The organism is Corynebacterium sp. HMSC071B10, from assembly GCF_001814825.1.
Taxonomy (GTDB): domain Bacteria; phylum Actinomycetota; class Actinomycetes; order Mycobacteriales; family Mycobacteriaceae; genus Corynebacterium.
Genome location: NZ_KV818007.1, coordinates 186,999 through 211,452 on the forward strand (window position 1 = coordinate 186,999; position 24,454 = coordinate 211,452).

Genomic DNA, 24,454 nt, shown 5'->3' on the forward strand with positions numbered 1-24,454 from the left:
GTCTAAATGGAGCTAGCTCCGTTTAGGGTTGTCGGTTTTGCACGACCTGGGGTTTTGGCACCGGGGTGGTCTAAATGGAGCTAGCTCCATTTGGAGTTTTCGGTTGTGTGCGACCTGGGGATTTGTGGCCGGGGTTGGTCTAAATGGAGCTAGCTCCGTTTAGGGCACCGCGCAATGGAACCGCGCAGCGCCCCGCCGCACCCATGCAAAAGCGCCAGGCCCGCGAGATAGCGGAACCTGGCGCTTAATGGTGTATCGACAAACCTCGTACGACAAACCTAGTAGTGGAAGCCGCCCTCGGCTTCTGCCTTCTCGAAGGCGCGGGTGGCGATCGGCACCATGCGTGCCTTGCGCGGCAGGACCGAGAAGACGAGGCGGGTGCCGGTGGACAGTGCCTTGAGGCGACGGGCGTCGGACTTGGTCCACTCCCAGCCCAGGTTGTCGCGCAGCTTGTCTGGGATCATGCCGATGGCAACCCACAGGAGCAGCTTGGACACGTAGGGAGCGATCGGCTTCCACGCCCACTTCGGTACGGACGGGTCCGGGGTGTCCAGGGTCAGACCGTTGATGATGCGGGAACGATCGATGGTCTCGCTGGGGCCGAGCTTGTCAATCATCGCGTCCATGTACTCGACGTACTCGTCGTAGGTTTTCGGGGCGTTGTCCGGCTCGGCGACGCCGTAGAAGCTGTACCAGGTGCGGCACTCCTGGAAGAGCTGTTCCTTTTCGGCGCGGGTCATGTCCGGCATGAAGTTGCCCGCGAGCAGGTACGGCATGGCCACGAAGGTGGCGTGTGCCCAGTAGTAGACCTCCGGGTTGAGCGAGTGGTAGCGCGAGCCGTCCGGGTGGGTGCCCTTGATGTCCTTGTGGAAGTCGCGGATCATGGAGCCGACCTCGGGGCCCTCGTAGACTGCGCGGATGATCGGGAACGCGGAGCGGACGAGGCGGGCGACTTCGTTGTCGAACACGTTGGACTGCTGCACCAGCGAGCGGCTGATGTCGCGCTGCGCGATCTGCAGCACGCCGGCGGACAGCGCGACGAAAGCGGAGCGCCAGTCGCCGAAGCGGTTCCACAGGATGGAGTCGGGGCCGAGCTCGGGCAGGCCCGCTTCCGGCGCGGCGATGTCGATGACCGGGTCTGCCGCTGCTGCGGTGTCGGTGGTGTCGTTCTTGGGTGGGTGAACGGTAGTCATGTGTGTCTCCTTGAAGAAGCGGTGTAAGCGTTAGCCGGCGTGGGTGCGGGCGGACTTACGGGCCTCGTCCGCGTGGTTGGAGGCGCGCTGGAATGCGTGCGCGGCCGGGTCGAATTCGGACAGTTTGGAACGGATACCGCGCACGGCACCGGGCTGGACGAGCCACTTGTCGCGCTTGACGGTCAGCGCGCCCGGGCCGCGGATCTCCAGCTGGCGTGCGTAGCGGCGGGCATAGTCGCCGCGAGCCTCAAACACGGCCAGCGGGTGGCGCTTGAGTGCGCGGTCGGTGGGGAAAGGGCCGTCGACAAACAGCGCGTTCGGCAAGCCCACAACCTCGGCACCGTAGTGGAGGTAGAGGTCGTCGGCGGCGATGTTCGGCCGTCCCGGCACCTCGATCCACGGCGAGGCCTCGCCGGTGGCGCGGATGAGGATGTCAAAGCGCTCGGTACCGGTCGTGCCGTCGGCGCCGCTGAAGGTGACTTCCCACTGGCCTTCGCCCTCGTTGAACGCGGCCTTGGTCACGGTGGTGTTCGCGCGGAACTGCGCGCCGCCAGCGTTGACGGCCGCGGCGAGGTGGCGGGCGGCAGAAGCTGCGGAGCCGTCCACCTTGGTCACCTTCAAGTACGGGGTGCGGTAGCGGAAGTGCTTGGACACCGGCTCCGCGTCCGGGGCGGTGAGGTGGCCGCCGATCGCGCTGCGCATATCGAACAGCGTGGTGTCGAAGCCGGAGAACGAGCACTCGGCGGCAGCGGTGGCACCAGCCGGGCCGGCGCCGATGACGGCCACCGTGGGCCGCCTGTACGGGTCAAACATGTGCGTTACCTTTCACAGTCGGCGCGAGTACGCCGGCGAGAGGAAGTGTGGATGAATTGTTGTAGATAATAGCGGACGATACGCAGCAATAGCGGTCACTTGCAAATTATTATGTGGCCCACGTTACCAATGCACCGTCATGGTGCGCAGAGACAACAAAAGCGGGCATGCGGTGATCCATACCGCATGCCCGCGTGTCGCAGGGCGAAACCTAGTTTGCGTCGATATCCACGACGATCCGCGTCGGGTTCTCCAGCGTGAAGACGTGGAAACCGCGCTGGCGGTCGAGCCCGATGAAGAACTGCGAATCCGCCTCGAAGATCGAGGCCAGGTACACGTCCTGCACACTGCGAGTGGACACACCCTTGGAACCGATCTGGGTAATCGGCTCGTCGAGGCGCATCATGTCGCCCGCAGTGCCCTGCACAATCAGCTCGAGGTGCGCTGCCCCCGGCACCTGCATCGGGTTGCCCGAGGCCTGCTGCCGCGGCGTATCCACGTAACCAGCCAGGTAGCTGGGCGCGCCCGTGCCCGCGTACTCAAACACGACCCTGTCGTAGCCCTCGTGCTGGCCGACGCGGATGTCCTGCAGCATGAGATCCGCAGGCTGCGGCTGCGTCACGCGCACGTCCTCGACCTTGAATGGGCTGCTCGCACTCGCCATGCGCTGGGGCTTCTCGCTTGTCGACGCCCCCTCGTCCCCCGCGGCCGCCGATGAAGTCTCACTCGGCGTGCTCGCCTGCGCCTCCGTGGACGTGGTTGTCTCGGTAGAGGAGGGGGCAGTGGTGGCGTCGTTAGAATCGGCGCTTTGTCCACACGCGGCAAGCGCGAGTGCGGAAGCGCACAGCACACCGGCGAGCGTGACGGCAAGGTGCGGACGGGACTGGTGGTGCGTGTGAGTCATGCTTTAAGTATATGGGCAGTGAGCTTGCGCTGGCCGCGACCTGCGTACGCCCGGTGCGGTGCACCTGCCGCCCGCGGGCTAGAGTTGCCAGCAACGGGTAACACGAAAAAGGCTGTAAAGGAGCACACCATGACTGCGAAGACTGTAAAAGTTGGCGTCCTCGGCGCGAAGGGGCGCGTCGGCACTGCCGTTGTCGCTGGGGTGAACAAGGCGGAGGATTTGGAGCTCGTCGCTGAGGTTGACCGCGGCGATAGCCTCGACGTGCTGGTGGACAACGGTGCAGAGGTCATCGTGGACTTCACCACTCCGGCCTCGGTGATGGACAACTTGGAGTTCTGCATCACCCACGGCATTCACTGCGTGGTCGGTACCACCGGCTTTGACGACGAGCGCTACGCACAGGTCCGCTCCTGGCTCGACGCCAACCCGGAGGTCGGCGTGCTCATCGCGCCGAACTTCGCCATCTCCGCAGTGCTAACCATGGCGTTCGCCCGCCAGGCTGCGCCGTTCTTCGAGTCCGCGGAGGTTGTGGAGCTGCACCACCCGAACAAGCTGGATGCGCCATCTGGCACCGCGGTCAAGACCGCGCAGGGCATCGCCGAGGCACGCAGGGAAGCGAACATGGCCCCGATGCCGGACGCGACCGAGCAGACCCTCGACGGCGCGCGCGGCGCGGACGTCGACGGGGTCAAGGTCCACGCCGTGCGCATGCAGGGCATGGTCGCACACGAGGAGGTCATCTTCGGCACGCTCGATCAGTCGCTGACCATCCGCCAGGACTCCTACGGGCGCGATTCCTTCGTGCCGGGCGTGCTCACCGGTGTGCGCCAGGTCGCCGAGCACCCGGGCCTGACGATCGGCCTGGACACCTACCTGGGGCTGTAGGCAATGGCTGTTTCTTCGCACTTGGATGTGCAGCTCATCGCTGCGACGACGTTTACGGCCCCGCAGTCGGTGGACTGGCAGCCCGAGGAGGGGGCCACGGACGCGGAGTCGCTCGTCGAGTTCGCCGGACGCGCCTGCTACGAAACCTTCGACCGGCCCAACCCGCACACCGCGGCCAACGAGGCGTACCTGCACCACATCCTCGACGTCGGCCACGATGCCCTGCTCGAGCACGCCACCGCCACCCTCTACATCCGGGGCCTGTCGCGCTCTGCGGGCAACGAGCTGCTGCGCCACCGCCACTTCTCGTTTTCCCAGCTGTCGCAGCGCTTCGTGCACAACACCGATAACGAGGTCGTCGTTCCCGGCATCATCGCGCAGGACGAAGAGCTCAAGCGCATGTTCCTCGCTGCGGTGGACGACTCCCGCTTCGTCTACGAGGAGCTGCTCACCGCGCTCGACGAACACATGGCCGCCGAGCCGAACGCGCTGCTGCGCAAGAAGAAAGCGCGGCAGGCGGCGCGCGCCATCCTGCCCAACGCCACCGAGACTCGCTTCGTGGTCACCGGCAACTACCGCACGTGGCGCGGGTTTATCGCGGCCCGCGCCTCGGAGCACGCGGATGTGGAGATCCGCACGCTCGCCGTGGCGTGCCTGGAGATTCTGCGCGAGCAGGCCCCCGCACTTTTCGACGACTTCTTGGTCAGCACGCTTGCCGACGGCACCCGCATGGCCACGAGTCCGTACGTGGCTTAAAGGGGGCGTTGGCGGGGCGTCGTAAAGCAACTGCCCCGAACAAGCGGCGTGCTGTTGTACCACATTGGGCCCCAAGGGGGTAGGGTTTGTGGGCATGGGCACATCAATGAAAGCTAACCTCGGTGCAGAAGTCTTTGGCACCGTCTGCGTCGCAATGGTCACGCCGTTTGATTCTGACGGTGCACTCGACTGCGCCGCGGGCCGAAAGTTGGCAGCCCACCTTGTTGATCAAGGCATCGATTCGCTCGTCCTCGCAGGAACGACGGGGGAGTCCCCGACCACCACGGTGGAAGAAAAACTTGAGCTGCTCAAGGCAGTCAGGGAAGAAGTGGGGGACCGTGCGAAGCTGATCGCGGGCGCCGGCACGAACAACACGAAAACCTCGGTGGAGCTGGCGCAAGCCTCGCGCGACGCCGGGGCCGACGCACTGCTGGTCGTCACCCCGTACTACTCCAAACCCTCGCAAGACGGCGTGAAGGCGCACTTCACCGCGGTCGCGGAAGCGACCGAGCTGCCAGTCTGCCTCTACGACATTCCGGGCCGCTCCGGCATCCCCATTGACGGGGCCACGATTGCGGAGCTCGCGAAGCTGGACACGATTCAGGCGGTCAAGGACGCCAAGGGCAACTTCCTGGAGGCCGCCCCGCTGATCCAGGACACTGGCCTGGCCTGGTACTCGGGCGACGACCCGCTGAATCTGCCGTGGCTGTCCGTGGGTGCGACCGGCATGATCTCGGTCGTGGGGCACGCGGCTCCGAGGGCGATGCGCGAGATGGTCACAAGCTTCGAGGAAGGCGACCTCGCCCGCGCGCGGGAAATCAACGCCAACACCATGGCCGTCCTTGCTCACCAGCAGGGCGTGCTTGGTGGCGCAACTTTTGCAAAGGCAGCCCTGCGCCTGCAGGGCATCGACGTTGGAGCGCCCCGCCTGCCTGTCGTTGACGCGACGGATTCGCAGCTCGAGGTGCTCCGTGAGGATATGGAAAAGGCTGGAGTCCTTTAAGTATGAACGAACCCCGTAATCGCTCCCGCAAGGTCACCCGCAAGGCGGGTCCGCCGGAGCCTGCTGAGCAGCAGCCCGCATTCAAGGCACCTGCGCAGCAGTCCCCCAACAATGACGCCGACAACGGAAGCGGCAACGGTCACGCAGGCGATAACAACAGGAACAACGGCAACAATGGCGGCGGTAACGCGAAGCGCCAGGGTAACGGTAACGGCGGCAACCGCGGCGGAAACAACCGCAATCGTCGCCGCCGTGGTCGTGGCGGCTCGGGCGGCGGTCGCCGCAACCCGATGAAGTCCATGCAGGGCGCGGACCTGACCAAGCGTCTGCCGGCCCCGCCGAAGCCTGCGAAGGACACCTTGCGCATCTACGCGCTCGGCGGCATTTCTGAGATCGGCCGTAACATGACGGTCTTCGAGTACAACGGCCGTCTGCTCATCGTGGACTGCGGCGTGCTCTTCCCCAACTCCGGCGAGCCGGGCGTGGACCTGGTGCTGCCGGACTTCGGCCCGATTGAAAACAAGCTGGACAAGATCGAGGGCCTGGTGGTCACGCACGGCCACGAGGACCACATCGGCGCGATTCCGTGGCTGCTCAAGCTGCGCCCGGACATCCCGATCTACTCCTCGCGCTTCACCAACGCACTTATCGCGGCGAAGACGCAGGAGCACCGTCAGCGTCCGAAGCTGCACGAGGTGAACAAGGATTCCGAGGTCACGCTCGGCCAGTTCCGCCTGCGTTTCTGGCACGTCAACCACTCCATCCCGGAGTGCCTGGGCCTGTCCATCAAGACCGGCGCGGGCCATGTCGTGATGACGGGCGACGTCAAGGTCGACCAGACCCCGTACGACGGCAAGCCCACCGACATTCCGGCGCTTTCGCGGCTTGGCGACGAGGGCGTGGACCTCTTCCTCTGTGACTCCACCAACGCCACCATCCCGGGCATCTCCGCTTCCGAGGCGGGCATCGAGGAGACCTTGATCCGTCTGGTCTCGCAGGCGAAGCAGCGCGTGGTCATCGCCTCCTTTGCCTCCAACGTGGCGCGTGTGCAGATGGCGGTCAACGCCGCAGTGGCGAATAACCGCAAGGTGGCCTTCAACGGCCGGTCCATGCTGCGCAACATGGAGATCGCGGAAAAGATGAGCCTGCTGAAGGCACCGAAGGGCACGATCATTCCGATCGAGGAAGCCGCGAAGATGGCGCCGCACAAGACGGTGCTCATCACCACCGGTACGCAGGGTGAGCCGATGGCTGCACTGTCGCGTATGTCGCGTCGCGAGCACCGTCAGATCACGGTGCGCGACGGCGACACGATCATCCTGTCCTCCTCGCTCATCCCGGGCAATGAGGAAGCGGTCTTCGCCGTGATTAACAACCTCGCCCAGATCGGCGCGAAGGTGATCACCAATGCGGAGGAGCACGTCCACGCTTCCGGCCACGGTTACGCCGGCGAGCTGCTGCAGCTCTACAACGCTGCGCGTCCGCGCAATGCGATGCCGGTGCACGGCGAGTGGCGCCACATGCGCGCCAACAAGGAGCTAGCGATCTCCACGGGCGTGCGCCCGGAGAACACCGCGCTGGCCCAGAACGGCGTGGTCGTCGACATGCAAGCCGGCAAGATCAAGGTGGTCGGCCAGTACCAGGTCGGCCAGCTCTACGTAGACGGCGCTACGATGGGCGACGTGGACCCGGACGTGCTCGCGGACCGTTCCTCGCTGGCTTCCGGCGGCGTCGTCTCCATCACCTGTGTGATCGACGACCGCACCGGCCAGCTCCTCGAAGTACCGCGCGTCTCCACCACGGGCTTCTCTGATGACGACCGCGACTTCAACAAGAAGCTCGTCGAAGCCGTCGAGAACGTGATGGGCGACCTCGCCGCCGAGGGCGAGAACGACCCGTACCGCATGGTGCAGCAGCTGCGCCGCAAGCTTTCCCGCTCGATCGAGCAGAAGTACAAGCGTGAGCCGGTCATTCTGCCAACCGTCGTTCCGATGGCGGCGGAGAACCTGCCGGTTGACGACGAGGATATCGAAGCCACCCGCGAGTCGCTCTAAGCGTCACCCGCTTGGTTTCCGTACACCCCCTTGGCTTTTGGCCGAGGGGGTGACGTGTTTTTCGGGGACCGTACGGATCCGTGGTTCGCGATGCAGAAGAGCGGTCGTGTGGTCTGCGGCAGCCTACGGCGAGGTGGTCCTGGGCGTGCCGGGTCCAAATGGAGCTAGCTCCGTTTAGAGGATTCGGTTTGTCGCGACCTGGGATTTTGCAGGCGGCGTTGGTCCAAATGGAGCTAGCTCCGTTTAGGAGATCCGGTTTGGTGCGACCTGGGATTTTGCAGGTGGGGTTGGTCTAAATGGAGCTAGCTCCGTTTGAGAAACCAAGATGGGCTTTTGGACACGGAGTCCGAAGACTTCTTGGAGCACGCAGCGGCAGACTGAAAACTGCAAGGCATGTGGAGTCTGCGGCCGCAGACATTCGCGTCAAGAGCCATGCCCCGTTCACAAGCGCCTATCTGGTCGCGCAACTTGGAGGTTCATCCTGGATATATGGAGAGCGGGCCCATCGTTTATTCGAATGAACATCGTCCCGGCAGCAGTCTCTCCATGCAGTCACATATTCAGCCAACTGCCAGACTAATTCCGCAGGGGCGGAAGTTTCACGCGAAGGGGGTGACGCATGGATGACAGGTGTATAGAATGTCGTGGCATGAAGACGCTTAGGAGAATGACCGCGGCGCTTCTCGCCGCCACAGTAATTTCTGCCCCTGTCATCCCTGCCGCATCAGCAGTGGAGGATGAGACCGACTGGACGGGTGGCCGCCCACTGCCGGGAGGTACCGAGGTTCCCTACGAGCCCGGGTACGGCTCCAGCTGGAAGAACTACGACGCTATCAAGCTGGGCAACCCGGACTACCAGAACAGTGACGTCCAGGGAATCCGCGTTGTGGGCAACTACAAACCGGACACGATTATGTGCGTGATGAACTTCAAGGGAGGGCTGGGCGAATGCTACGCGGACGGCAAGCAGGCCGTTGACCTCGGCTGGGGCGCTGGCGGCAAAATCGTGACTACGGATCCGGTGGTCGCGGCGTTTGCGCCTGTCGTTCGTAGCTTTGTCTCTTTGGAGCAGCGGCTGTCCAGCTCCCGCGGCTAAGCTTGCGACGAAAGCGCTAGGGTAAAAGGCATGTCTTTTGCTTCTAGTGAACGGGAAAAGCTTGGCGCGCTGCTACTGGAACTCGGGCCGGACGCGCCCACGCTGCTTGAGGGGTGGCGCACTCGTGACCTGGCTGCGCACCTGTATGTGCGTGAGCAGCGCCTGCCTTGGATCGCCGGTGCGTTCGTGCCGGCGTTGAGCAAGGGTCTTGACCGGGAGATGGAAGCGGCCAAGAGCCGGCCATATGCGGAGGTCGTCGCTGACTGGTTGGCTGGCACCAACCAGGTGGTGGGCGCATTGTTCGGCCCGGCGAATGGGGGGGAGCACTTTATTCACCATGAGGATGTGCGCCGCGCGCAACCAGGTGCCGCGCCCCGCGATTTCAGTGCGGCGACGCAGGCGAAGTTGCTTAAGCTGGCCAAGCGTTACGGCAAACTCACGCTGCGGAAAGCTCCGGTGCCGGTGATTTTGACTCCCGAGCACCTCCCGCCGGTGACGTTGGGGGAGCGCGCAGGGGTCGCGGACAAGGGCGACCGCGTTGTGCGCGCCTTTGGTCAGCCCGCGGAGCTGCTGCTGTGGGTGACAGGACGTACGTCGGCTGCGCAGGTGCGCGTCGATGGTGGCGAATTGCTTGCTGGTTACGACATCACTTTGGGCTAAAACGGCGCACACTCAGCGGGGTGGTGCGGAAGAAAGTCCGCACCACCCCGCGATGCCTCTGTGAATAATGTGACTTGAGGTATTAGAGTTACACCCATGTCTGTCAAAAATTCCGCCCCACGCTCAACCCGCCCACAGTCCGGCGGGTCGTCCGCGCGTCGCAGTGGCCCCGTGTCCCTGACGCACCCACCGACTTCGTCGATGGTCGCGGCGGAAACCACCGACGAGCGCGTCGGCTCTGCCACGCGAGCGGTCGGCCGCTCGTTAGGCTCGGCCGCCCGCGGGGTGGGCAGTGCATTCGGTGCGCTTACGAGAAAGCTCGGGGGCGCCCGCCGGAAGCAAGACGATGAGGATATAGACGACAACTTCGACCTATTCGACGACGAAGAGGAGCACGTGCAACCAGACCGTAGGCGCGAGCGCAGGAGGAAAAACGCCAGCACCCTCGAGCACCCTGGCACCAGCCGCTACAGCGAGAATGCTGAGGCCAACGAAGCCGCAGATACGCAATACGACGAGGCTGACGCGCACCAGTCGCGCACGCCCTACCGTGGCACCTTTGCGGAGCACGCTGATGCCTGGGGCCTCCTACTTATTGGTCTGGCCGCAGTCATCGGTGCCTCGGTGTGGTTGGATATCGCCGGTCCCATCGGCGAGCTGATCGCCAAGGCCACCCACTGGGTGATCGGGGCGGGCGCGCTTATTCTGCCGGTGCTGCTCGTGGGCGTCGCCATCGCGCTGATGCTCAACGTGCGGGCGCCGGGCGAGGTGCGCACCCGAGTCACGATCGGGCTGAGCATCATCGCAGTGGCAATGCTCGGGCTCGTACACGTCTTCGCGGGCAACCCCTCGGACTGGGAGACCCGCCGTATTGCCGGTGGCATCATCGGTGCCTACACCGGGGGTGTGCTCGCAGCCGGGTTTTCGTCCTATGTCGCTGTACCGCTGCTCGCGTTAGTGATTGTCTACGGGGCGCTGAAGACCACTGGCATTACCGTGCGCGAGGCCTACGACATGGTCGTTGCGTGGGTCAACGACCTTGTTGACTCGGCCCGCAACCCAGAAGCGGATCTCGATGAGGAGTGGGACGACGAGGACGACGACCTCTACAGTCACGTTGAGCGTGATCTGGATGACATCGCGGAAGGCCGCGAGCGTCGCCGACCCAGGCCGCGTACAACGCCGCGAACGGAGCGAACGGAACGCCAGCCCCGCGAGCGCGATACCCACTACGGTGAGGACACCGAGCAGCGCCCGCGCAAGCGCCGCGTGCGTAAGACTCGCACGCCGCTGGACAACTACCCGGCGGACGGGCGCGATGTCGCCCCGGCGAGCGACGTGGGCGAGGAGGGTCGCGACGACTTCGGCGAGCCGGTCACGGAGGCTTTCGCGGCCCCAGAGCGCACTGAGCGTACTGAGAGGACGGAGCGCCGTGGGCGTCGTCAAGCACAGCCCGAAGAGACGAAGGTGCTCTCTCGCGGGGCGGACATTGCCGACGCCGCGGGGAAGACCGCAGCCGCAACAGTCAAGGGTGCAGGCCGGACTGCGGCGGCGGCCGCCGGTGCTGCCGGGTCAACCGCAGGCGCAGCTGCAGCAGGCAAGGCCGCGGCAGCCGGGCAGGCGGCCGAGGCCGCCGGGGACGCGGTGGCAAGCTCGCGTGACGCGGTGCGCAAGGCGATCGTGGCCCGCTCGGGTATCGACGCCGCCGCGGTGCCTGCCTCCACGCCGAAGTCGGAGCTGGAGGCCGCAGATGCCGACGCGGCACCGACCCAGCAGTTGGCGCGGAAGGTGGCGCGCGATACGGACTACACGTTGCCGTCGACAAGCTTGCTCATCGAAGGTGACGCACCGAAGACGCGCACTGAGACCAACGACCGCATGATCGAGGCGATTACTGATGTCTTCGAGGAGTTCAAGGTCGACGCCCAGGTCACCGGGTTCTCGCGCGGGCCGACAGTGACGCGCTATGAGGTCGAGCTTGGGCCAGGTGTGAAGGTTTCGAAGATCACCAACCTGCAGTCCAACCTCGCGTACGCAGTGGCGACGGATAACGTGCGCCTGCTGACACCCATTCCGGGCAAGTCCGCCGTTGGCATCGAGGTACCCAACCGCGACCGCGAGATGGTGCGCCTGCGCGACGTGCTCGACGCGCCGAAGGTCGCCGCCGATGAGGACCCGATGCTCATCGGGCTGGGCAAGGACATCGAGGGCGACTTCATCGCCTCCTCGGTGCAGAAGATGCCGCACTTGCTCGTTGCGGGTTCGACGGGTTCCGGTAAGTCGGCGTTTGTGAATTCGATGCTGGTCTCGTTGCTTACGCGCGCCACCCCGGAAGATGTGCGCCTGATCCTGGTGGATCCGAAGATGGTGGAGCTGACGCCCTACGAAGGCATCCCGCACCTGATCACCCCGATCATCACGCAGCCGAAGAAGGCCGCGGCCGCCCTGCAGTGGCTGGTCGAGGAGATGGAGCAGCGCTACCTCGACATGAAGCAGGCGCGCGTGCGTCACATCAAGGACTTCAACCGCAAGGTGCGCAGCGGCGAGATCCAGGCCCCGCCAGGGTCCGAGCGCGAGATGCGGCCGTACCCCTTCATCGTCTGCGTGGTCGACGAGCTCGCCGACCTGATGATGACGGCGCCGAAGGAGATCGAGGAATCGATCGTGCGCATCACGCAGAAGGCACGTGCAGCCGGTATCCACCTGGTGCTGGCGACGCAGCGTCCGTCGGTCGACGTGGTCACGGGCCTGATCAAGACGAACGTGCCCTCGCGCCTGGCGTTCGCCACCTCCTCGCTCACCGACTCCCGCGTCATCCTGGATCAAGGCGGCGCCGAGAAGCTCATCGGCATGGGCGACGGCTTGTTCATCCCGCAGGGGGCCGGCAAACCACAGCGTCTCCAGGGCGCGTTTGTTACCGACGAGGAGATCCAGGCAGTTGTCGACGCCGCGAAGTCCCAGGATGAACCCGACTACGTCGAGGGCGTGACTGAGGAGAAGCAGGCGGAGAAGAAGGTCATTGACGACGACATCGGCAAGGATCTCGACGACCTGCTCGAGGCAGTCGAGCTCGTGGTCACCTCGCAGCTCGGTTCTACCTCGATGCTGCAGCGCAAGCTGCGTATCGGCTTCGCCAAGGCCGGTCGCCTGATGGACCTCATGGAATCCCGCGGCGTGGTTGGGCCCTCCGAAGGGTCCAAGGCGCGCGAGGTGTTGGTCAAGCCGGAGGAGCTCGAGACGATCATCTGGATGATCAAGGGTGCCGATCCGGCTGAGGCTCCGAAGGAAGCGGATGTGGAGGACGACGGGGCGTCGACAAGCGATGGCTCGGATGCTGACGATGAGACCCGCACCGTGCAGGCAACCTACAATCCGACTGGCGGCGCGTTCTAGATGCAGCAGCGCAGCTCAAAACGGATCTCGTTGGTTCCGTTTGACGGGTTCGAGCTTCTCGACGTGGCCGGCCCGCTGGAGATTTTCTCAAAGGTTGCGGGGTGGGAAACCACGTTGCTCTCCCCGGATGGGCGGCCGGTGGCCTCGTCTCAGGGTGTGCGGTTTGAGGTCGGCGGTGACTATGCGCCGCGCAGTTGCGATGTGGTGTTCGTTCCGGGAGGGCAAGGGACTCGCAGGCTTGCGGGCGACGAGAGTTTCCTTAAGAGTCTTCAGAAGATGGCGAACGAAGCCAGCGTGGTGATGTCAGTGTGCACCGGCTCGGCGTTGCTTGCCGCGGCAGGGCTCCTGGAGGGATATGCGGCTACGAGCAATAAGCGAGCGTTTGCCTGGGCCACCAGCTTCGGCCACGACATTGACTGGCGACGCTCGGCCCGTTGGGTGCACGATCGCGACCGTTGGACATCCTCTGGAGTCTCCGCCGGTACAGATATGGCGGTGGCCTTCGTCGCTGATGCGTGCGGTGAGACAGCCGCACGTGAAATCGCGGACGCGGTCGAGCTTCGTCTCCACCTGGACCCGAACGTTGACCCTTTCGCTGTGTAGGCACCACAGACCTCAGCGGACGGTGTCCTCTCGCTTGATGTGCCTCGTGGTGTAGAGTTGGACGAGCTTGGAGGGGAGTACCCCGTAAGTGCCCGGATCGTCAGCACGGCAGCGCACCTCGCGCCCCGGTCTGGGCAGCCCCATATCAAGGGGTGGGGGAGACCTCCGGTCATTTCATCGTAACTTCTGACCGGAGGAAAGCTTATGCATGTGCCTCTTTCAATTTGGCTGCTCACCTCAGCGGTGATCCTCGGCTTTTTCGTCTTTGACTTTCTCTCGCACGTGCGCAACGCGCACGAGCCGTCGATGAAGGAGTCCGCCGGGTGGGCCGGGTTCTACATGGCCATGGCCGCCATCTTCGGCGGGATTGTCTGGTGGCTGTGGGACGCCGAGCACGGGATGCAGTTCTTCACCGGCTACATCACCGAGTTGTCGCTGTCGGTGGATAACCTCTTCGTCTTTGCTCTGATCATGGGCTCGTTCAAGATCCCGCGCGCCTACCAGCAGAAGGTGCTGCTCATCGGCATCGTGATTGCGCTGATCTGCCGCCTCGCCTTCATTCTGCTCGGTGCGGTGATCATCGAGGCGTGGTCCGATGTCTTCTACCTGTTTGCCGCATTCCTGCTGTACACCGCGATCAAGCTGGTCTACGACGAGGCGACCGACCAGGAAGACCCCGACCCGAACGACATGATGGTGGTCAAGACCCTGCGCAAGGTCATTCCGGTGACCAGCTCGTACCACGGCGACCGGCTGGTTTCGGCCACGCAGGCTGGCAAGAAGGCCGTCACCCCGCTGTTCGTGGCGCTGCTGTCCATCGGGTTTGTCGACGTGATGTTCGCCTTCGACTCCATCCCCGCCATCTTCGGTATCACGCAGGAGTCCTTCCTGGTCTTTACCGCCAACGCCTTCGCGCTGCTCGGTCTGCGCCAGCTCTACTTCCTGCTCAACGGGCTGCTAGACAAGCTGGTGTACCTGCCGTACGGCCTGGCGGTAGTGCTCGGCTTCATTGGCGTCAAGCTGCTGCTGCACGCCCTGCACGAGAACAACCTGTCGTTTATCAACGGCGGCGAGGGCCTTTCCGTCCCGGAGATCGGCACAGTCACCTCGCTGCTGGTCATCATCGGCGTGCTGGCAGTGACCGCGGTTGCTTCCATGATCAAGGACCGCGCGGACATCAAGGCCGGGCGCCTCGACCCGGATGGGCCGTCGTTCCACATTGACTACGACGACCACGGCAACCGCCGCAAGGTCGACCGCGATGGCCATCACATCGAGTGGATCGACGACCCGGCAACCTCCGGTAAGGGCGACCACACGGCGACCGGCTCGCGCGAGACGGACCACTTACATGTTGCCCGCGGCGGCAAGCCGAAGCAGGGCTAGACCCGGGCTTAATCGCCGGCGAAGATGTTGCTCACCGGGTTCCACTCGTGGACTTCACGCCCGGCCAGCGCCCCTTCTACCGTGTACGGGTCAGCGTCCATGATCTCCTCCGCGTCGGCCACCGATGCGGTATCCGGCAGCTGGAGGATGATCAGTGCCTGCTTGCCGCCCGCGTAGGGGCCGGAGCCGACAATTCGGCCCAGCGAGAGCTGGCTGGAGATAAACTCGCGGTGGGCGGGACGGGTCGCGTCGACAAGCGCGGCGTCTGCACCGTAGGTATAGGTAAATGCGAAATACTTCATGGGTGGCAGTCTAGGCCACGGCGAGTAGGTGGGTAGGGTGGTGGGCGTGAACACTCAGTCCAATTGGAATCTGCCGAACGCGCTGACCTCTTTGCGCATCCTGTTTATTCCGGTGTTTGCGTGGCTCGTGCTCGCGCAACATTGGTGGTGGGCGTTCGGGCTGTTTGTAGCGCTCATGATCACGGACAAGCTGGACGGGGACATCGCCCGCGCCAGGAACATCGTGACCGACTTTGGCAAGATCGCCGATCCCATCGCCGACAAGGCGCTGATGATCACCGCACTGGTCACCCTGAATATCGCCGGCCCGCTGCCGGTGTGGATCACGGTGGTGATCATCGTCCGCGAGCTGGGCATTACTTTCTGGCGGATGTGGATGCTGCGCCAAGGCCAGGTCGTGCCCGCCTCCAAGGGCGGCAAACTCAAGACCGTGCTGCAAACTCTTGGCGTAGGGATGTACTTGTGCCCGCTGCCCGGCTGGATGGACATCCCGACGCTGATTGTCATGCTGATCGCGGTGGCCGTCACCGTGATCACCGGCGTGCAGTACCTGGTAGATGCACGGAAGGCCAACGATGGAGCGTGAGCTTGTTCGCTTAGCGACGGGCGCGGGGGTCACCCTCGCCTTCTGCGAGTCACTCACCGCGGGACTCGCTGCAGCCACAGTGGCGAGTGTGCCCGGTGCCTCCGCGGTACTGCGCGGCGGGCTTGTTACCTACGCGACGGATCTCAAGGAGACGCTCGCCGGGGTGCCCCACGACGTGCTCGCTGCCTGTGGTCCGGTGAGTCCGGAGACGGCCCGCGCCATGGCTGAGGGCGCGCGCCGTACCTGCCGCGCCGACTACGGGGTGTCGCTCACCGGTGTGGCCGGGCCGGACTCCCAGGACGGGCACCCAGTCGGGGAAGTCTGGGTCGGTGTGGCGACGCCTACGCGCAGCTTCGCAGCGTCGGCTGGGGGTGACGCGCTGCTGCAGGGTTCGCGCCAGGAGATCCGGAGCGCCGCTGTGGACGCTGCGCTACGGATTCTTGTAGATACGCTGCGGGAAGATCTTTCTGCCCGCGACGGGAACAAATCAGAGACCTAGACCGTTATTACTCGTGATGGCAACAACAACTCTCGTACACGAAGCACCGATGACCCGCCCCGCCGCGCTCGCAGGCGCGGTGGATGACGCACTGCACTCGGGCACGCCCGGGCGCGAACCGCTGCTGCGCGAAGCGCTCGGCATGTCGCTGCGTGCCTACCGCGCCGACAAGAACGTCACGCTGCGCGAGCTGGCCAAGCAGGCACGCGTGTCCTCCGGGTACCTTTCCGAGCTGGAACGCGGCCGCAAGGAAGTGTCCTCGGAGCTGCTCGCCGCGATCTGTAATGCGCTGGACACGACGGTGGCTGAGCTGCTGATGGAAGTGGTGGCGAATATGTCGCTGCATTCCATCCAGGAGGAATTGGCTACCACTTCTCCGGCGGCAGCGGAAGCGTAATGGCACCGGCCGCACTACAGTAGTGACTACTTAGTGTGATCGACCCATAAACGAAAGGTCTTTTGAACTCGTATGGCTAACCCATTTGCAAAGTTCTGGAACTACTTGATGGCCCTCTTTGACAACAAGATCGAAGAGAACGCTGATCCTAAGGTGCAGATTGAGCAGGCAATCAGCGAGGCTCAGCGCCAGCACCAGGAGCTTTCCCAGCAGGCCGCCGCCGTCATTGGCAACCAGCGCCAGATCGAGATGCAGCTGAATCGCCGCCTCGAAGAGGTGGAGAAGCTGCAGGCGAACACCAAGCAGGCACTGCAGCTGGCGGACAAGGCCCGCGCGAACAACGACGCGCAGAAGGCCCAGGAGTACGAGAATGCCGCCGAGGCGTTCGCGGCTCAGCTGGTCACCGCCGAGGAGAGCATCGAGGAGACCAAGCAGCTGCACGACCAGGCGCTGCAGCAGGCAGCCCAGGCCAAGCAGGCCGTCGAGCGCAACGCCGCCCACCTGCAGCAGCAGGTCGCCCAGCGCTCCAAGCTGCTCAGCCAGCTGGAGCAGGCCAAGATGCAGGAGAAGGTCTCCGAGACCATGCAGTCGATGAACTCGATCACGGCGCAGGGCCCGAACCTGGACCAGGTGCGCGACAAGATCGAGCGTCGCTACGCCAAGGCGCTTGGCTCCGCAGAGCTGGCACAGAACTCCGTCCAAGGCCGCATGGCCGAGGTCGAGCAGGCAGGCATCCAGATGGCTGGCCACGGCCGTCTCGAGCAGATCCGTGCAGAGATGGCGGGCGAGCTGTCCTCCGGGCAGAAACCGGCGATCGAGGGTTCCGCTGATGCTGGCTCCAGCGCTGCCGATGCTGCCGGCGCGAATGTGAGCGACGACGCGGTGGCGCAGCGCATGCGCGAGCTGCGCGGCGAGAGCTAAGCCGAAGAGCTACAGCGCCAGAGGAGAGGCTTCCCCTGGCGCTTTTTCGTGCCGTTTTCGGTGGGTGGTTCGCCTGGCTCGCCTACATGACGAAACTCGGTTGACGAAGATGTCGCGATTTTCGTCAATCTGCGGCCACTACGTTCGTCATGTAGCACGGGCGTGGGCCAAATAGCGCAGATCGGAGCTCGATACTGTTGAAATTTCGGCACTATCGAACTCCAACTTGCGCTTTCTGCGTCAGCCCCAGCGAAAACCCCGCTAGTCCACCGCGCCCCGTGCCATGAGCGCCTCGCCGATCAGGCGGGCGCGGCGCACCGAGCGGATCACGAGCGGGATGCCGAAAGCGGCAAGGGAGAAACCGACACCGCGGGCCTTGCGGGCGTCGAGAACCTCGTTCGCGGTGGCGAGCATGAGCGGAATGAGCCGGATGGTCAGGGCGATCGTCAGGCTGATGGTCTCGACCGGCACGCCGAATCGTCCGAGCGGGGCGAGGTTGCGGTCGAGAGCGTCGAGTAGGGCCTCGACGGGCGTGGTCAGCGTGAGTAGGTTCGCGGCGGCCACGGTGGCGAGCAGCGCGAAGAACGTCGTCGCAGCGGACTTCAGCCCGTTTTGCCACCACAAAAACGCAGCAAGGAAGAGCAGGAGCGGAAGCACAGGGAGCGCCTGGTCCCAGGCGATCTTCGGCGGGATCTTCGCTACCGCGTAGAGCGCGACGGTGAGGCCGAAGGCGGCGAGCGCGTGCCACGGCACCGTGGGCAGCAAGGTCACGGCGAGGATGAACACCACCAGCGCGACGAACTTCTGCGTCGGGCCCGCGCGATGGAGGATCGTGTCGCCTTCGATGTAGACGCCTAAGGGGAGTGCGCGGATCATGGCTTGGAATCCATCAGGTCGGTGTAGAACGCGATGGCGTCCGGGGGTGCGCCGTCGTAGACGAGCTCGCTGTCGTCGATGCAGATGACGCGATCAAAGCCCGCGAGCATGTCGAGGTCGTGCGTGACCACGATGACCTGCTGGTCCAGCGCGCTGAGCTCCTGGATGATGCGGCGGCGGTTGCGTAGGTCGAGCAGCGTGGTCGGCTCATCTGCGATCACCGTTTCGGGCTCGATGACCAGTACGGAGGCCAGTGCGAGCAGCTGCTTTTCGCCGCCGGAGAGCGTGTGCGGGGAGTTCTCCGCCTTGTCTGCCAGCTCGAAACGCTCGAGGACCGCGTCGACGCGGGCGCGGACTTCGGCGCGGGGAAGTTTGAAGCGGCGCAAGGAGAAGGCGACGTCGTCGGCAACGCGCGGCATGACGATCTGTGATTCGGCGTCGGAGAAGACGAAGCCGACGCGCTTGCGGACGGTTTTGCCGTCGGTGGTCGGCGACAGGCCGTCGACAAGCACTTCGCCTTCGGTGGGCTCAATTAGCCCGTTGATCAGGCGCACGGTGGTCGATTTGCCGGAGCCGTTCGAACCGATGATGCCGATGCGGCGCTCTGTGAGCGTGAGGTTGAGCGGGGCCAGGACGGTGCGCCCGTCGTAGGCGACGGTGGCACCGCGGAACTCGATGGTGGGCATCTTAACGACGGCGCATGTCCGGGAAGGCGGCGTGGACGGCGAGCGCGATGACGATCATCAGCGCGATCTTGCCCGCATCCGGCAGCAGGAAGGGCACCTGGGCGGCCCAGGCGGCACCGAAGGTCATGTCTGCGCGGAACATCAGGCCAAACACGCCGAAGAGGTATTGCAGGAACAGGCCGAGGTAGCCAGCGACGATGAACATCGCGACGCGGGTACCCTTGCCGCCGCGCAGGGAAGCGTATGCGATCGCGCCAGCGACGGCTGCGGAAATGAGGTAACCGACGAGGTAGCCCACGGTCGGCGATCCGAGCGCGTAGATAGTGGTGCGCCCGCCCGCGAGCACAGGCATGGCCAGGCCGACCAGGAGGAAGATCGCCACGGACGCGGGGCCGCGGCGCGCGCCGAGGACGAGGCCTGCGAGGATGGCGGCGGCGTTCTGCAGCACGATGGGCACGCCGGCTGCGCCGACGGGGATAGAGACGAAGCCGAGGACGCAGATGATCGCGGCAAAGACGGCGATGTAGGCGATGTCGACTGGGGAAGTGGAGCGGGCGCCTGCGTTCTTACTTGGCGCTGCGTTGGAGGAGGATTGCGTACTCATGGGAGTGACATTACTGAATGGTGTTCAATCCTTCGCACGACGGGCCGGGTTTGTGTCGGCGTTTCGGTGCGGCGTGTAGGTTGGACGGCATGCGTTTGACGGAGTTCCGGCAGTTGGTGGACGACGAATTCGGCCCCGATCGGGCTGGGTGGATCATCCAATCGCAAGTGCTCACGGGGGAGGGCGAGACCGCCGCCCAGATGATCGAAAACGGGGTCGACCCGAAGGAGGCCTGGGCGCGGCTTTGCGACGCCTTCGATGTCCCCGAAGAGCGCAGACTCGGTGTCGATAGGCCGGGCACCTAGTCCGGCGCTTGATGCGGCGCGCCGCGTGTGGAGTCGAACATGTATGCGTGTATGCTCTGAGAGTGTTCGCGCGCTGTTCTACTGTGTGCGGTAGTTCCCCTTGGAAGCCGGGTGAAGAAAACTTTGCGGTGTGAAGGGAACCGCCCCCTATAGTCGGTGCGTCTAATAAAGGGAACGTGGCATACCTGCCGCAAGAAGCATTGAGAAGAAGCGAAGGTTTAAGGAGCAAACAACATGGCTGCGAAGAAGAAGGCTGCCGCTGCGAGCGGCAATGATCGCCAAAATGCCCTCGATGCCGCGATGGCGATGATTGAGAAGGACTTTGGCAAGGGCGCAATTATGCGCCTGGGCGATGATAACCGCCCGCCGATTCAGTCCATCTCCTCTGGCAATACCGCGATTGACGTGGCGCTTGGCATCGGCGGGTGGCCGCGCGGCCGCGTAGTAGAGATCTACGGACCGGAGTCTTCGGGTAAGACCACCGTGGCGCTGCACGCTATTGCTTCAGCACAGCGCGCTGGCGGCATCGCCGCGTTTATTGACGCGGAGCACGCGCTCGATCCGGACTACGCGAAAAAGCTCGGCGTAGACACCGATAACCTGCTGGTCTCCCAGCCGGATACAGGCGAGCAGGCCCTGGAGATCGCGGACATGCTGGTGCGCTCCGGTGCGATCGACATCATCGTGATTGACTCCGTTGCGGCGCTGACGCCGAAGGCGGAGATCGAGGGTGAGATGGGCGACTCGCACGTCGGTCTGCAGGCGCGCCTGATGTCGCAGGCGCTGCGCAAGATGACCGGTGCGCTGTACAACTCGGGCACGACCGCGATCTTTATTAACCAGCTGCGCGAGAAGATCGGCGTGATGTTCGGCTCGCCGGAGACCACCACCGGCGGTAAGGCACTGAAGTTCTACGCCTCCGTGCGTTGCGATGTGCGCCGTATCCAGACGCTGAAGGACGGCCAGGATTCGATTGGTAACCGCACGAAGATGAAGGTGGTGAAGAACAAGGTTTCCCCGCCGTTCAAGATCGCCGAGTTCGACATCATGTACGGCGAGGGCATCTCGCGCGAGTCCTCCATCATCGACCTGGGCGTGGACAATGGCATTGTGAAGAAGTCCGGCTCCTGGTTTACCTACGAGGGCGACCAGCTCGGCCAGGGCAAGGAGAAAGCCCGCAACTTCCTCAAGGACAACCCGGACCTGGCCAACGAGATCGAGGACAAGATCTTCCGTGCCTTGGGCGTTGGCGCATACGCGAACGCGAAGGACGAAGACGAGCTGACGGACGATCCGGTGGACATGGTGCCGAACATCGACTTCGACGATGAAGAGGCCGCCACGGCGGACGCGAAGTAGTGGCGCAGCCGGATCCGGAGAAACTGGAGCAGCTGCAGGCAGCGCTTGCCGCCTACGAGCGCGGGGAAGGCTCCAGCGAGCTGTTTGACCGCACCCGCGAGGAGGCGCTCGCCCCGGTGCGGAAGCGCGCGCTCGGCCTGCTCGATCAGCGCGCCCGCTCGCGCGAGGAGCTACGCGAGCGCCTCGTGCGCGCGGAGTTCGAGCTACAGGTGGTTGAGGAAGTACTTGACGAGCTTGAGCGCAGCGGGCTGATCAACGACGCCGCCTTTGCCCACGAGTGGGTCCGCCAGCGCGCGAAGCGGCGCGGCAAGTCCTCGCGCGCGCTCGATCGGGAGCTATTGCAGAAGGGTGTGGGCAGCGCGGACCGCGCCGACGCGCTCGCGCAGCTCAGCGAAGAAGACGAGGAACACACTGCCCGCGAGGTTGCGGAGAAGAAAGCCCGCCAGGTCAAGCGCGTGCCCGCGGACCGCGGCGAGTACAACAAGGTGTTGCGCCGGGTGGTGGGGGCGATGGCGCGGCGCGGCTTCCCCGAGGGGATGGCGCTGGCCATCGGCAGGCAGGTGCTTGACGCCAGGCTCGAGGAGTTGCGAGAGAGTTAGCGGTCCGGGTTGTCGATCCGCACGTAGTCCGGGTCGTGCCAGTCCACGTTGACGTTGTCCTTCGTGTCCAGGCCCTGGTCAGCCTGCTCGGGAACGAGCGCGAACGGGTTGCGGCGGGCGCGGCCTGCGCGCAGCTGGCGCTCCACGCGGGAGGCCAGGCGGGTGAGCAGGAAGTTGATCGCGATCATGATGATGCCCACCACGATCAGCGCCGGGATGTAGTTCTGGTTGGCCGACGCGACCTGGGTGCCGGAGCGAACCACTTCGATGTAGCCGATCTGGTAGCCCAGCGCCGAGTCCTTCAGGGCGATGACCATCTGGGAGATCAGCGCCGGCAGCATGGCCGCGACGGACTGGGGCAGCAGGATCTGCCACATGGTCTGCCAGTGCGACAGGCCGAGCGCCTGGGCGGCCTCGGTCTGCCCCTTCGGCAGGGACTTGATGCCTGCGCGGAGGATCTCGGCGATGACGGCACCGTTGTAGAGCGTCAGTGCAACCACCACGGCCCAGAAGGCGAGCCCCTTCGGCGGCACGATCTTGAATACCGCGAAGAACTGGTAGAGGAAGATCATGAGCATCAGCACGGGAATTGCGCGGAAGAACTCGATGATGACGCCGCAGAACCACCGGACGATTTTCGCCTCGGCGAGACGCCCGAGGCCGAAGATCACACCGAAGACGATGGCGAAGAGGATCGACAGCGCAGCCGCCTTCAGTGTGCCGAGCAGGCCTGGGATGATGTAGGTCGTCCAGGTGTTGCCCTGGATAAACGGCGTCCACTTTGCGGCGCTCAGCTGCCCGTTGTCGGCGAGGGTGGAAAGCACCCACCACGCCACGGCGGCAAGTGCGAGCACCGTCAGGACCGTGTAGATGCGGTTTCGGCGGATGGCCTTTGGTCCCGGTGCGTCGTAAAGAACTGTTGCGCGGACGGACATTAGCGCTTCACCGCCAATCGGTCAGACAGCCAGCCGAGGGCAAGACCCATCGGCAGGGTGAGGATGAGGAATCCGGCGGCGAAGACGCCGAAGATGACAAACAGTTGGTTCGCGTGGAACTCGATCGTGGACTTCATCAGCAGCGAGGCTTCGGCCACGCCGATCACAGACGCGATCGTGGTGTTCTTCGTCAGCGCGATCAGAGTATTGCCCAGCGGCACGATCGCGGCGCGCACGGCCTGCGGGAAGATGATCAGAGAAAAGATCTGCCCGAAGCTCAAGCCCAGAGAACGTGCGGCTTCCGCCTGCCCGAAGTGCACGGTGTTGATACCACTGCGCAGCGATTCCGCCACGAAGCAGCTGGTGTAGAGGATAAATCCGAGCACGGCGAGCCGGAAGTTCTGGTCGATGATAAACGTCGAGGAATCCCGGCTGGCCAGCGTCAACCCGAGGTTTTGGTACAGCCCGAAGGAGCAAAACAGGATCACCAAGGTGAGCGGGGTGTTGCGCACCGTCTCAATGTAGGTGGTGGCAAGCCCGCGCAGGATGCCTACGGGCGAGACCCGCATTGCGGTCAGAATCGTGCCGAGGATCATTGCGCCGATCGCCGAGTAGACGGTCAGCTTGATCGTGGTGAAAAATGCCGGCCAGAGATTCGGTAATAGGTCGGCCCATAAGGCGTCCATGGAGTACTCCTACAAGCTGTGCGCGCGTATCGACGCCCCGTCGATACGCGCGCGGGGTGGGTGGGCTGAACTAGCTCTCGAGGAAGGAGAGGTCGCCCGGGGTTGCCTCGTTGACGCCAACGCCGCCCTCGAGGTTCTCGTCGACGAAGTTCTTAAAGGAACCGTCGGCGTACATCGCCTCGAGCGCCTTGTTGATCGCGTCGACTGCGGCGGTGTCGTCCTTCTGCACGCCGATGCCGTAGTTCTCGTTGGTGAACGGCTCGCCGTCCTTCTCCAGCTCGACGACCTCGAAGTCGCCCGGGGACTGGGCTGCGTAGCCGCCGAGGATGGTGGCGTCCGTGGTCAGGGCGTCAACGTTGCCGTTGCGCAGTGCCTCGACGCAGGAGGAGTAGGTGTCGTACTCCTGGAGCTGGACACCCGGCAGGGCATCTTTGACCTTCTGTGCCGGGGTGGAACCGGTCACGGAGCAGAGGATGCGGCCATCCAGGTCCTCCAGGCCCGCGATGTCGTTGGCATCGCTGCGAACCAGCAGACCCTGGTGGGTGAGGAGGTACGGGCCGCCGAAGCTGACGGCCTCGGAGCGGGACTCGTTGATGGTGTAGGTCGCGCCGATGGCCGCAACCTCACCGTTCTGGATGAGGGTCTCGCGCTGGGCGGACGGGGTCTCGCGCCAGGTGATCTCCGGGTGCTCCCAGCCGTTTTCGTCAGCGATGGAGTTGACCACGTAGGTCAGCACCTCCACGTCGAGGCCCGACATGGTGCCGTCGGCCTCGCGCAGGCCGAGGCCCGGCTGGTCGTACTTGGTGCCGAGGGTGACGCTGCCTGCCTCGATCTGTGCGAGCAGGCCGTCGCCGGAAGCTTCGCCTTCCGAGCCGCCGCAGGCAACCAGGGTGGTGGCCGCCAGCGCGGCGACGGCGGTGGTGGTCAGGGTGCGAAGTGCGCGGTTCATGAGT

At 64.5% G+C, this 24,454-nt stretch carries 26 protein-coding genes; 16 read left to right on the forward strand and 10 right to left on the reverse strand.

The window, feature by feature from the left end; genetic code table 11:
- Nucleotides 1–278: 278 nt before the first annotated feature.
- From HMPREF2990_RS07530 to HMPREF2990_RS07540, 3 genes are all read right to left on the reverse strand, one after another.
- A complete protein-coding gene (locus HMPREF2990_RS07530; protein ID WP_070763713.1) occupies nt 279–1,193 on the reverse strand; it encodes an oxygenase MpaB family protein in 915 nt (304 codons plus the stop codon).
- 30 nt (nt 1,194–1,223) lie between these two features.
- Complete coding sequence (locus HMPREF2990_RS07535) at nt 1,224–2,006, reverse strand: NAD(P)-binding protein (RefSeq protein ID WP_070763715.1); 783 nt, start codon at nt 2,004–2,006, stop codon at nt 1,224–1,226.
- Nucleotides 2,007–2,217: 211 nt separating this feature from the next.
- Complete coding sequence (locus HMPREF2990_RS07540; protein WP_141757842.1) at nt 2,218–2,910, reverse strand: AMIN-like domain-containing (lipo)protein; 693 nt, start codon at nt 2,908–2,910, stop codon at nt 2,218–2,220.
- A gap of 129 nt (nt 2,911–3,039) precedes the next feature.
- Between HMPREF2990_RS07540 and dapB the strand changes: the two genes are divergently transcribed.
- From dapB to HMPREF2990_RS07585, 9 genes are all read left to right on the forward strand, one after another.
- Nucleotides 3,040–3,795 (forward strand): 4-hydroxy-tetrahydrodipicolinate reductase, encoded by a 756-nt coding sequence (gene dapB, locus HMPREF2990_RS07545; protein WP_070763718.1) that lies wholly within the window; start codon nt 3,040–3,042, stop codon nt 3,793–3,795.
- Nucleotides 3,796–3,798: 3 nt separating this feature from the next.
- Nucleotides 3,799–4,551 (forward strand): FAD-dependent thymidylate synthase, encoded by a 753-nt coding sequence (gene thyX, locus HMPREF2990_RS07550; RefSeq protein ID WP_070763720.1) that lies wholly within the window; start codon nt 3,799–3,801, stop codon nt 4,549–4,551.
- Between the two features lie 94 nt (nt 4,552–4,645).
- Nucleotides 4,646–5,554, forward strand: a complete 909-nt coding sequence (gene dapA / locus HMPREF2990_RS07555; RefSeq protein ID WP_070763721.1) for a 4-hydroxy-tetrahydrodipicolinate synthase — start codon at nt 4,646–4,648, stop codon at nt 5,552–5,554.
- A 2-nt stretch (nt 5,555–5,556) separates the two neighbouring features.
- Nucleotides 5,557–7,608, forward strand: coding sequence for a ribonuclease J (locus HMPREF2990_RS07560; RefSeq protein WP_070763723.1), 2,052 nt, complete (start codon nt 5,557–5,559; stop codon nt 7,606–7,608).
- A 649-nt stretch (nt 7,609–8,257) separates the two neighbouring features.
- On the forward strand, nt 8,258–8,704 hold the full coding sequence (locus tag HMPREF2990_RS07565) for a hypothetical protein (protein ID WP_141757843.1): 447 nt from the start codon (nt 8,258–8,260) through the stop codon (nt 8,702–8,704).
- A gap of 30 nt (nt 8,705–8,734) precedes the next feature.
- Complete coding sequence (locus HMPREF2990_RS07570; RefSeq protein WP_070763727.1) at nt 8,735–9,364, forward strand: TIGR03085 family metal-binding protein; 630 nt, start codon at nt 8,735–8,737, stop codon at nt 9,362–9,364.
- A 96-nt stretch (nt 9,365–9,460) separates the two neighbouring features.
- Complete coding sequence (locus HMPREF2990_RS07575) at nt 9,461–12,757, forward strand: FtsK/SpoIIIE family DNA translocase (RefSeq protein WP_083317067.1); 3,297 nt, start codon at nt 9,461–9,463, stop codon at nt 12,755–12,757.
- Nucleotides 12,758–13,360 carry a DJ-1/PfpI family protein gene (locus HMPREF2990_RS07580; RefSeq protein WP_070763731.1) on the forward strand — a complete coding sequence of 201 codons (603 nt, stop codon included), beginning with the start codon at nt 12,758–12,760 and terminating at the stop codon, nt 13,358–13,360.
- A gap of 204 nt (nt 13,361–13,564) precedes the next feature.
- On the forward strand, nt 13,565–14,746 hold the full coding sequence (locus HMPREF2990_RS07585; protein ID WP_070763733.1) for a TerC family protein: 1,182 nt from the start codon (nt 13,565–13,567) through the stop codon (nt 14,744–14,746).
- A gap of 8 nt (nt 14,747–14,754) precedes the next feature.
- On the opposite strand, the gene HMPREF2990_RS07590 is transcribed toward HMPREF2990_RS07585, so the two are convergent.
- A complete protein-coding gene (locus HMPREF2990_RS07590) occupies nt 14,755–15,048 on the reverse strand; it encodes a YciI family protein (protein ID WP_070763735.1) in 294 nt (97 codons plus the stop codon).
- 46 nt (nt 15,049–15,094) lie between these two features.
- Here HMPREF2990_RS07590 and pgsA point away from each other — a divergent pair, with 46 nt between their 5' ends.
- From pgsA to HMPREF2990_RS07610, 4 genes are all read left to right on the forward strand, one after another.
- Nucleotides 15,095–15,634 carry a CDP-diacylglycerol--glycerol-3-phosphate 3-phosphatidyltransferase gene (gene pgsA / locus HMPREF2990_RS07595; protein WP_083317082.1) on the forward strand — a complete coding sequence of 180 codons (540 nt, stop codon included), beginning with the start codon at nt 15,095–15,097 and terminating at the stop codon, nt 15,632–15,634.
- Nucleotides 15,624–16,133 (forward strand): CinA family protein, encoded by a 510-nt coding sequence (locus HMPREF2990_RS07600; RefSeq protein ID WP_070763739.1) that lies wholly within the window; start codon nt 15,624–15,626, stop codon nt 16,131–16,133. The genes pgsA and HMPREF2990_RS07600 overlap by 11 nt, the downstream gene beginning before the upstream one ends.
- Before the next feature lie 16 nt (nt 16,134–16,149).
- Nucleotides 16,150–16,530 carry a helix-turn-helix domain-containing protein gene (locus HMPREF2990_RS07605; RefSeq protein ID WP_070763741.1) on the forward strand — a complete coding sequence of 127 codons (381 nt, stop codon included), beginning with the start codon at nt 16,150–16,152 and terminating at the stop codon, nt 16,528–16,530.
- Nucleotides 16,531–16,602: 72 nt separating this feature from the next.
- Nucleotides 16,603–17,451 (forward strand): PspA/IM30 family protein, encoded by an 849-nt coding sequence (locus HMPREF2990_RS07610; RefSeq protein ID WP_070763743.1) that lies wholly within the window; start codon nt 16,603–16,605, stop codon nt 17,449–17,451.
- A 261-nt stretch (nt 17,452–17,712) separates the two neighbouring features.
- Here HMPREF2990_RS07610 and HMPREF2990_RS07615 read toward each other — a convergent pair whose 3' ends face one another.
- The 3 genes from HMPREF2990_RS07615 to HMPREF2990_RS07625 are packed head-to-tail and all read right to left on the reverse strand — an operon-like array spanning nt 17,713 to nt 19,617.
- Nucleotides 17,713–18,327: an energy-coupling factor transporter transmembrane component T family protein gene (locus tag HMPREF2990_RS07615; RefSeq protein ID WP_070763745.1), complete on the reverse strand. Its 615-nt coding sequence runs from the start codon at nt 18,325–18,327 to the stop codon at nt 17,713–17,715.
- Nucleotides 18,324–19,013: an energy-coupling factor ABC transporter ATP-binding protein gene (locus HMPREF2990_RS07620; protein WP_070763747.1), complete on the reverse strand. Its 690-nt coding sequence runs from the start codon at nt 19,011–19,013 to the stop codon at nt 18,324–18,326. Before HMPREF2990_RS07620 ends, HMPREF2990_RS07615 begins: the two co-directional genes overlap by 4 nt.
- 1 nt (nt 19,014) lies before the next feature.
- A complete protein-coding gene (locus tag HMPREF2990_RS07625) occupies nt 19,015–19,617 on the reverse strand; it encodes a biotin transporter BioY (protein ID WP_083317069.1) in 603 nt (200 codons plus the stop codon).
- Between the two features lie 89 nt (nt 19,618–19,706).
- Between HMPREF2990_RS07625 and HMPREF2990_RS07630 the strand changes: the two genes are divergently transcribed.
- From HMPREF2990_RS07630 to recX, 3 genes are all read left to right on the forward strand, one after another.
- The gene (locus tag HMPREF2990_RS07630) at nt 19,707–19,922 is read left to right on the forward strand and encodes a DUF3046 domain-containing protein (protein WP_070763749.1); all 216 of its coding nucleotides are present in this window, start codon (nt 19,707–19,709) and stop codon (nt 19,920–19,922) included.
- 234 nt (nt 19,923–20,156) lie between these two features.
- Entirely contained in the window at nt 20,157–21,281 is a 1,125-nt protein-coding gene (recA, locus tag HMPREF2990_RS07635; protein WP_070763751.1) for a recombinase RecA, read from the forward strand.
- Nucleotides 21,281–21,880 (forward strand): recombination regulator RecX, encoded by a 600-nt coding sequence (gene recX / locus HMPREF2990_RS07640; protein WP_070763752.1) that lies wholly within the window; start codon nt 21,281–21,283, stop codon nt 21,878–21,880. The genes recA and recX overlap by 1 nt, the downstream gene beginning before the upstream one ends.
- Here the strand turns inward: recX and HMPREF2990_RS07645 are convergent.
- The 3 genes from HMPREF2990_RS07645 to HMPREF2990_RS07655 all read right to left on the reverse strand — a co-directional run bounded on the left by HMPREF2990_RS07645 (nt 21,877) and on the right by HMPREF2990_RS07655 (nt 24,450).
- Complete coding sequence (locus HMPREF2990_RS07645) at nt 21,877–22,815, reverse strand: amino acid ABC transporter permease (RefSeq protein ID WP_070763754.1); 939 nt, start codon at nt 22,813–22,815, stop codon at nt 21,877–21,879. The two genes, recX and HMPREF2990_RS07645, sit on opposite strands and share 4 nt — an antisense overlap.
- A complete protein-coding gene (gluC, locus tag HMPREF2990_RS07650) occupies nt 22,815–23,501 on the reverse strand; it encodes a glutamate ABC transporter permease GluC (RefSeq protein ID WP_070763756.1) in 687 nt (228 codons plus the stop codon). The genes HMPREF2990_RS07645 and gluC overlap by 1 nt, the downstream gene beginning before the upstream one ends.
- Nucleotides 23,502–23,571: 70 nt before the next feature.
- Nucleotides 23,572–24,450, reverse strand: a complete 879-nt coding sequence (locus HMPREF2990_RS07655; RefSeq protein ID WP_070763758.1) for a glutamate ABC transporter substrate-binding protein — start codon at nt 24,448–24,450, stop codon at nt 23,572–23,574.
- Between the last annotated feature and the right edge of the window lie 4 nt (nt 24,451–24,454).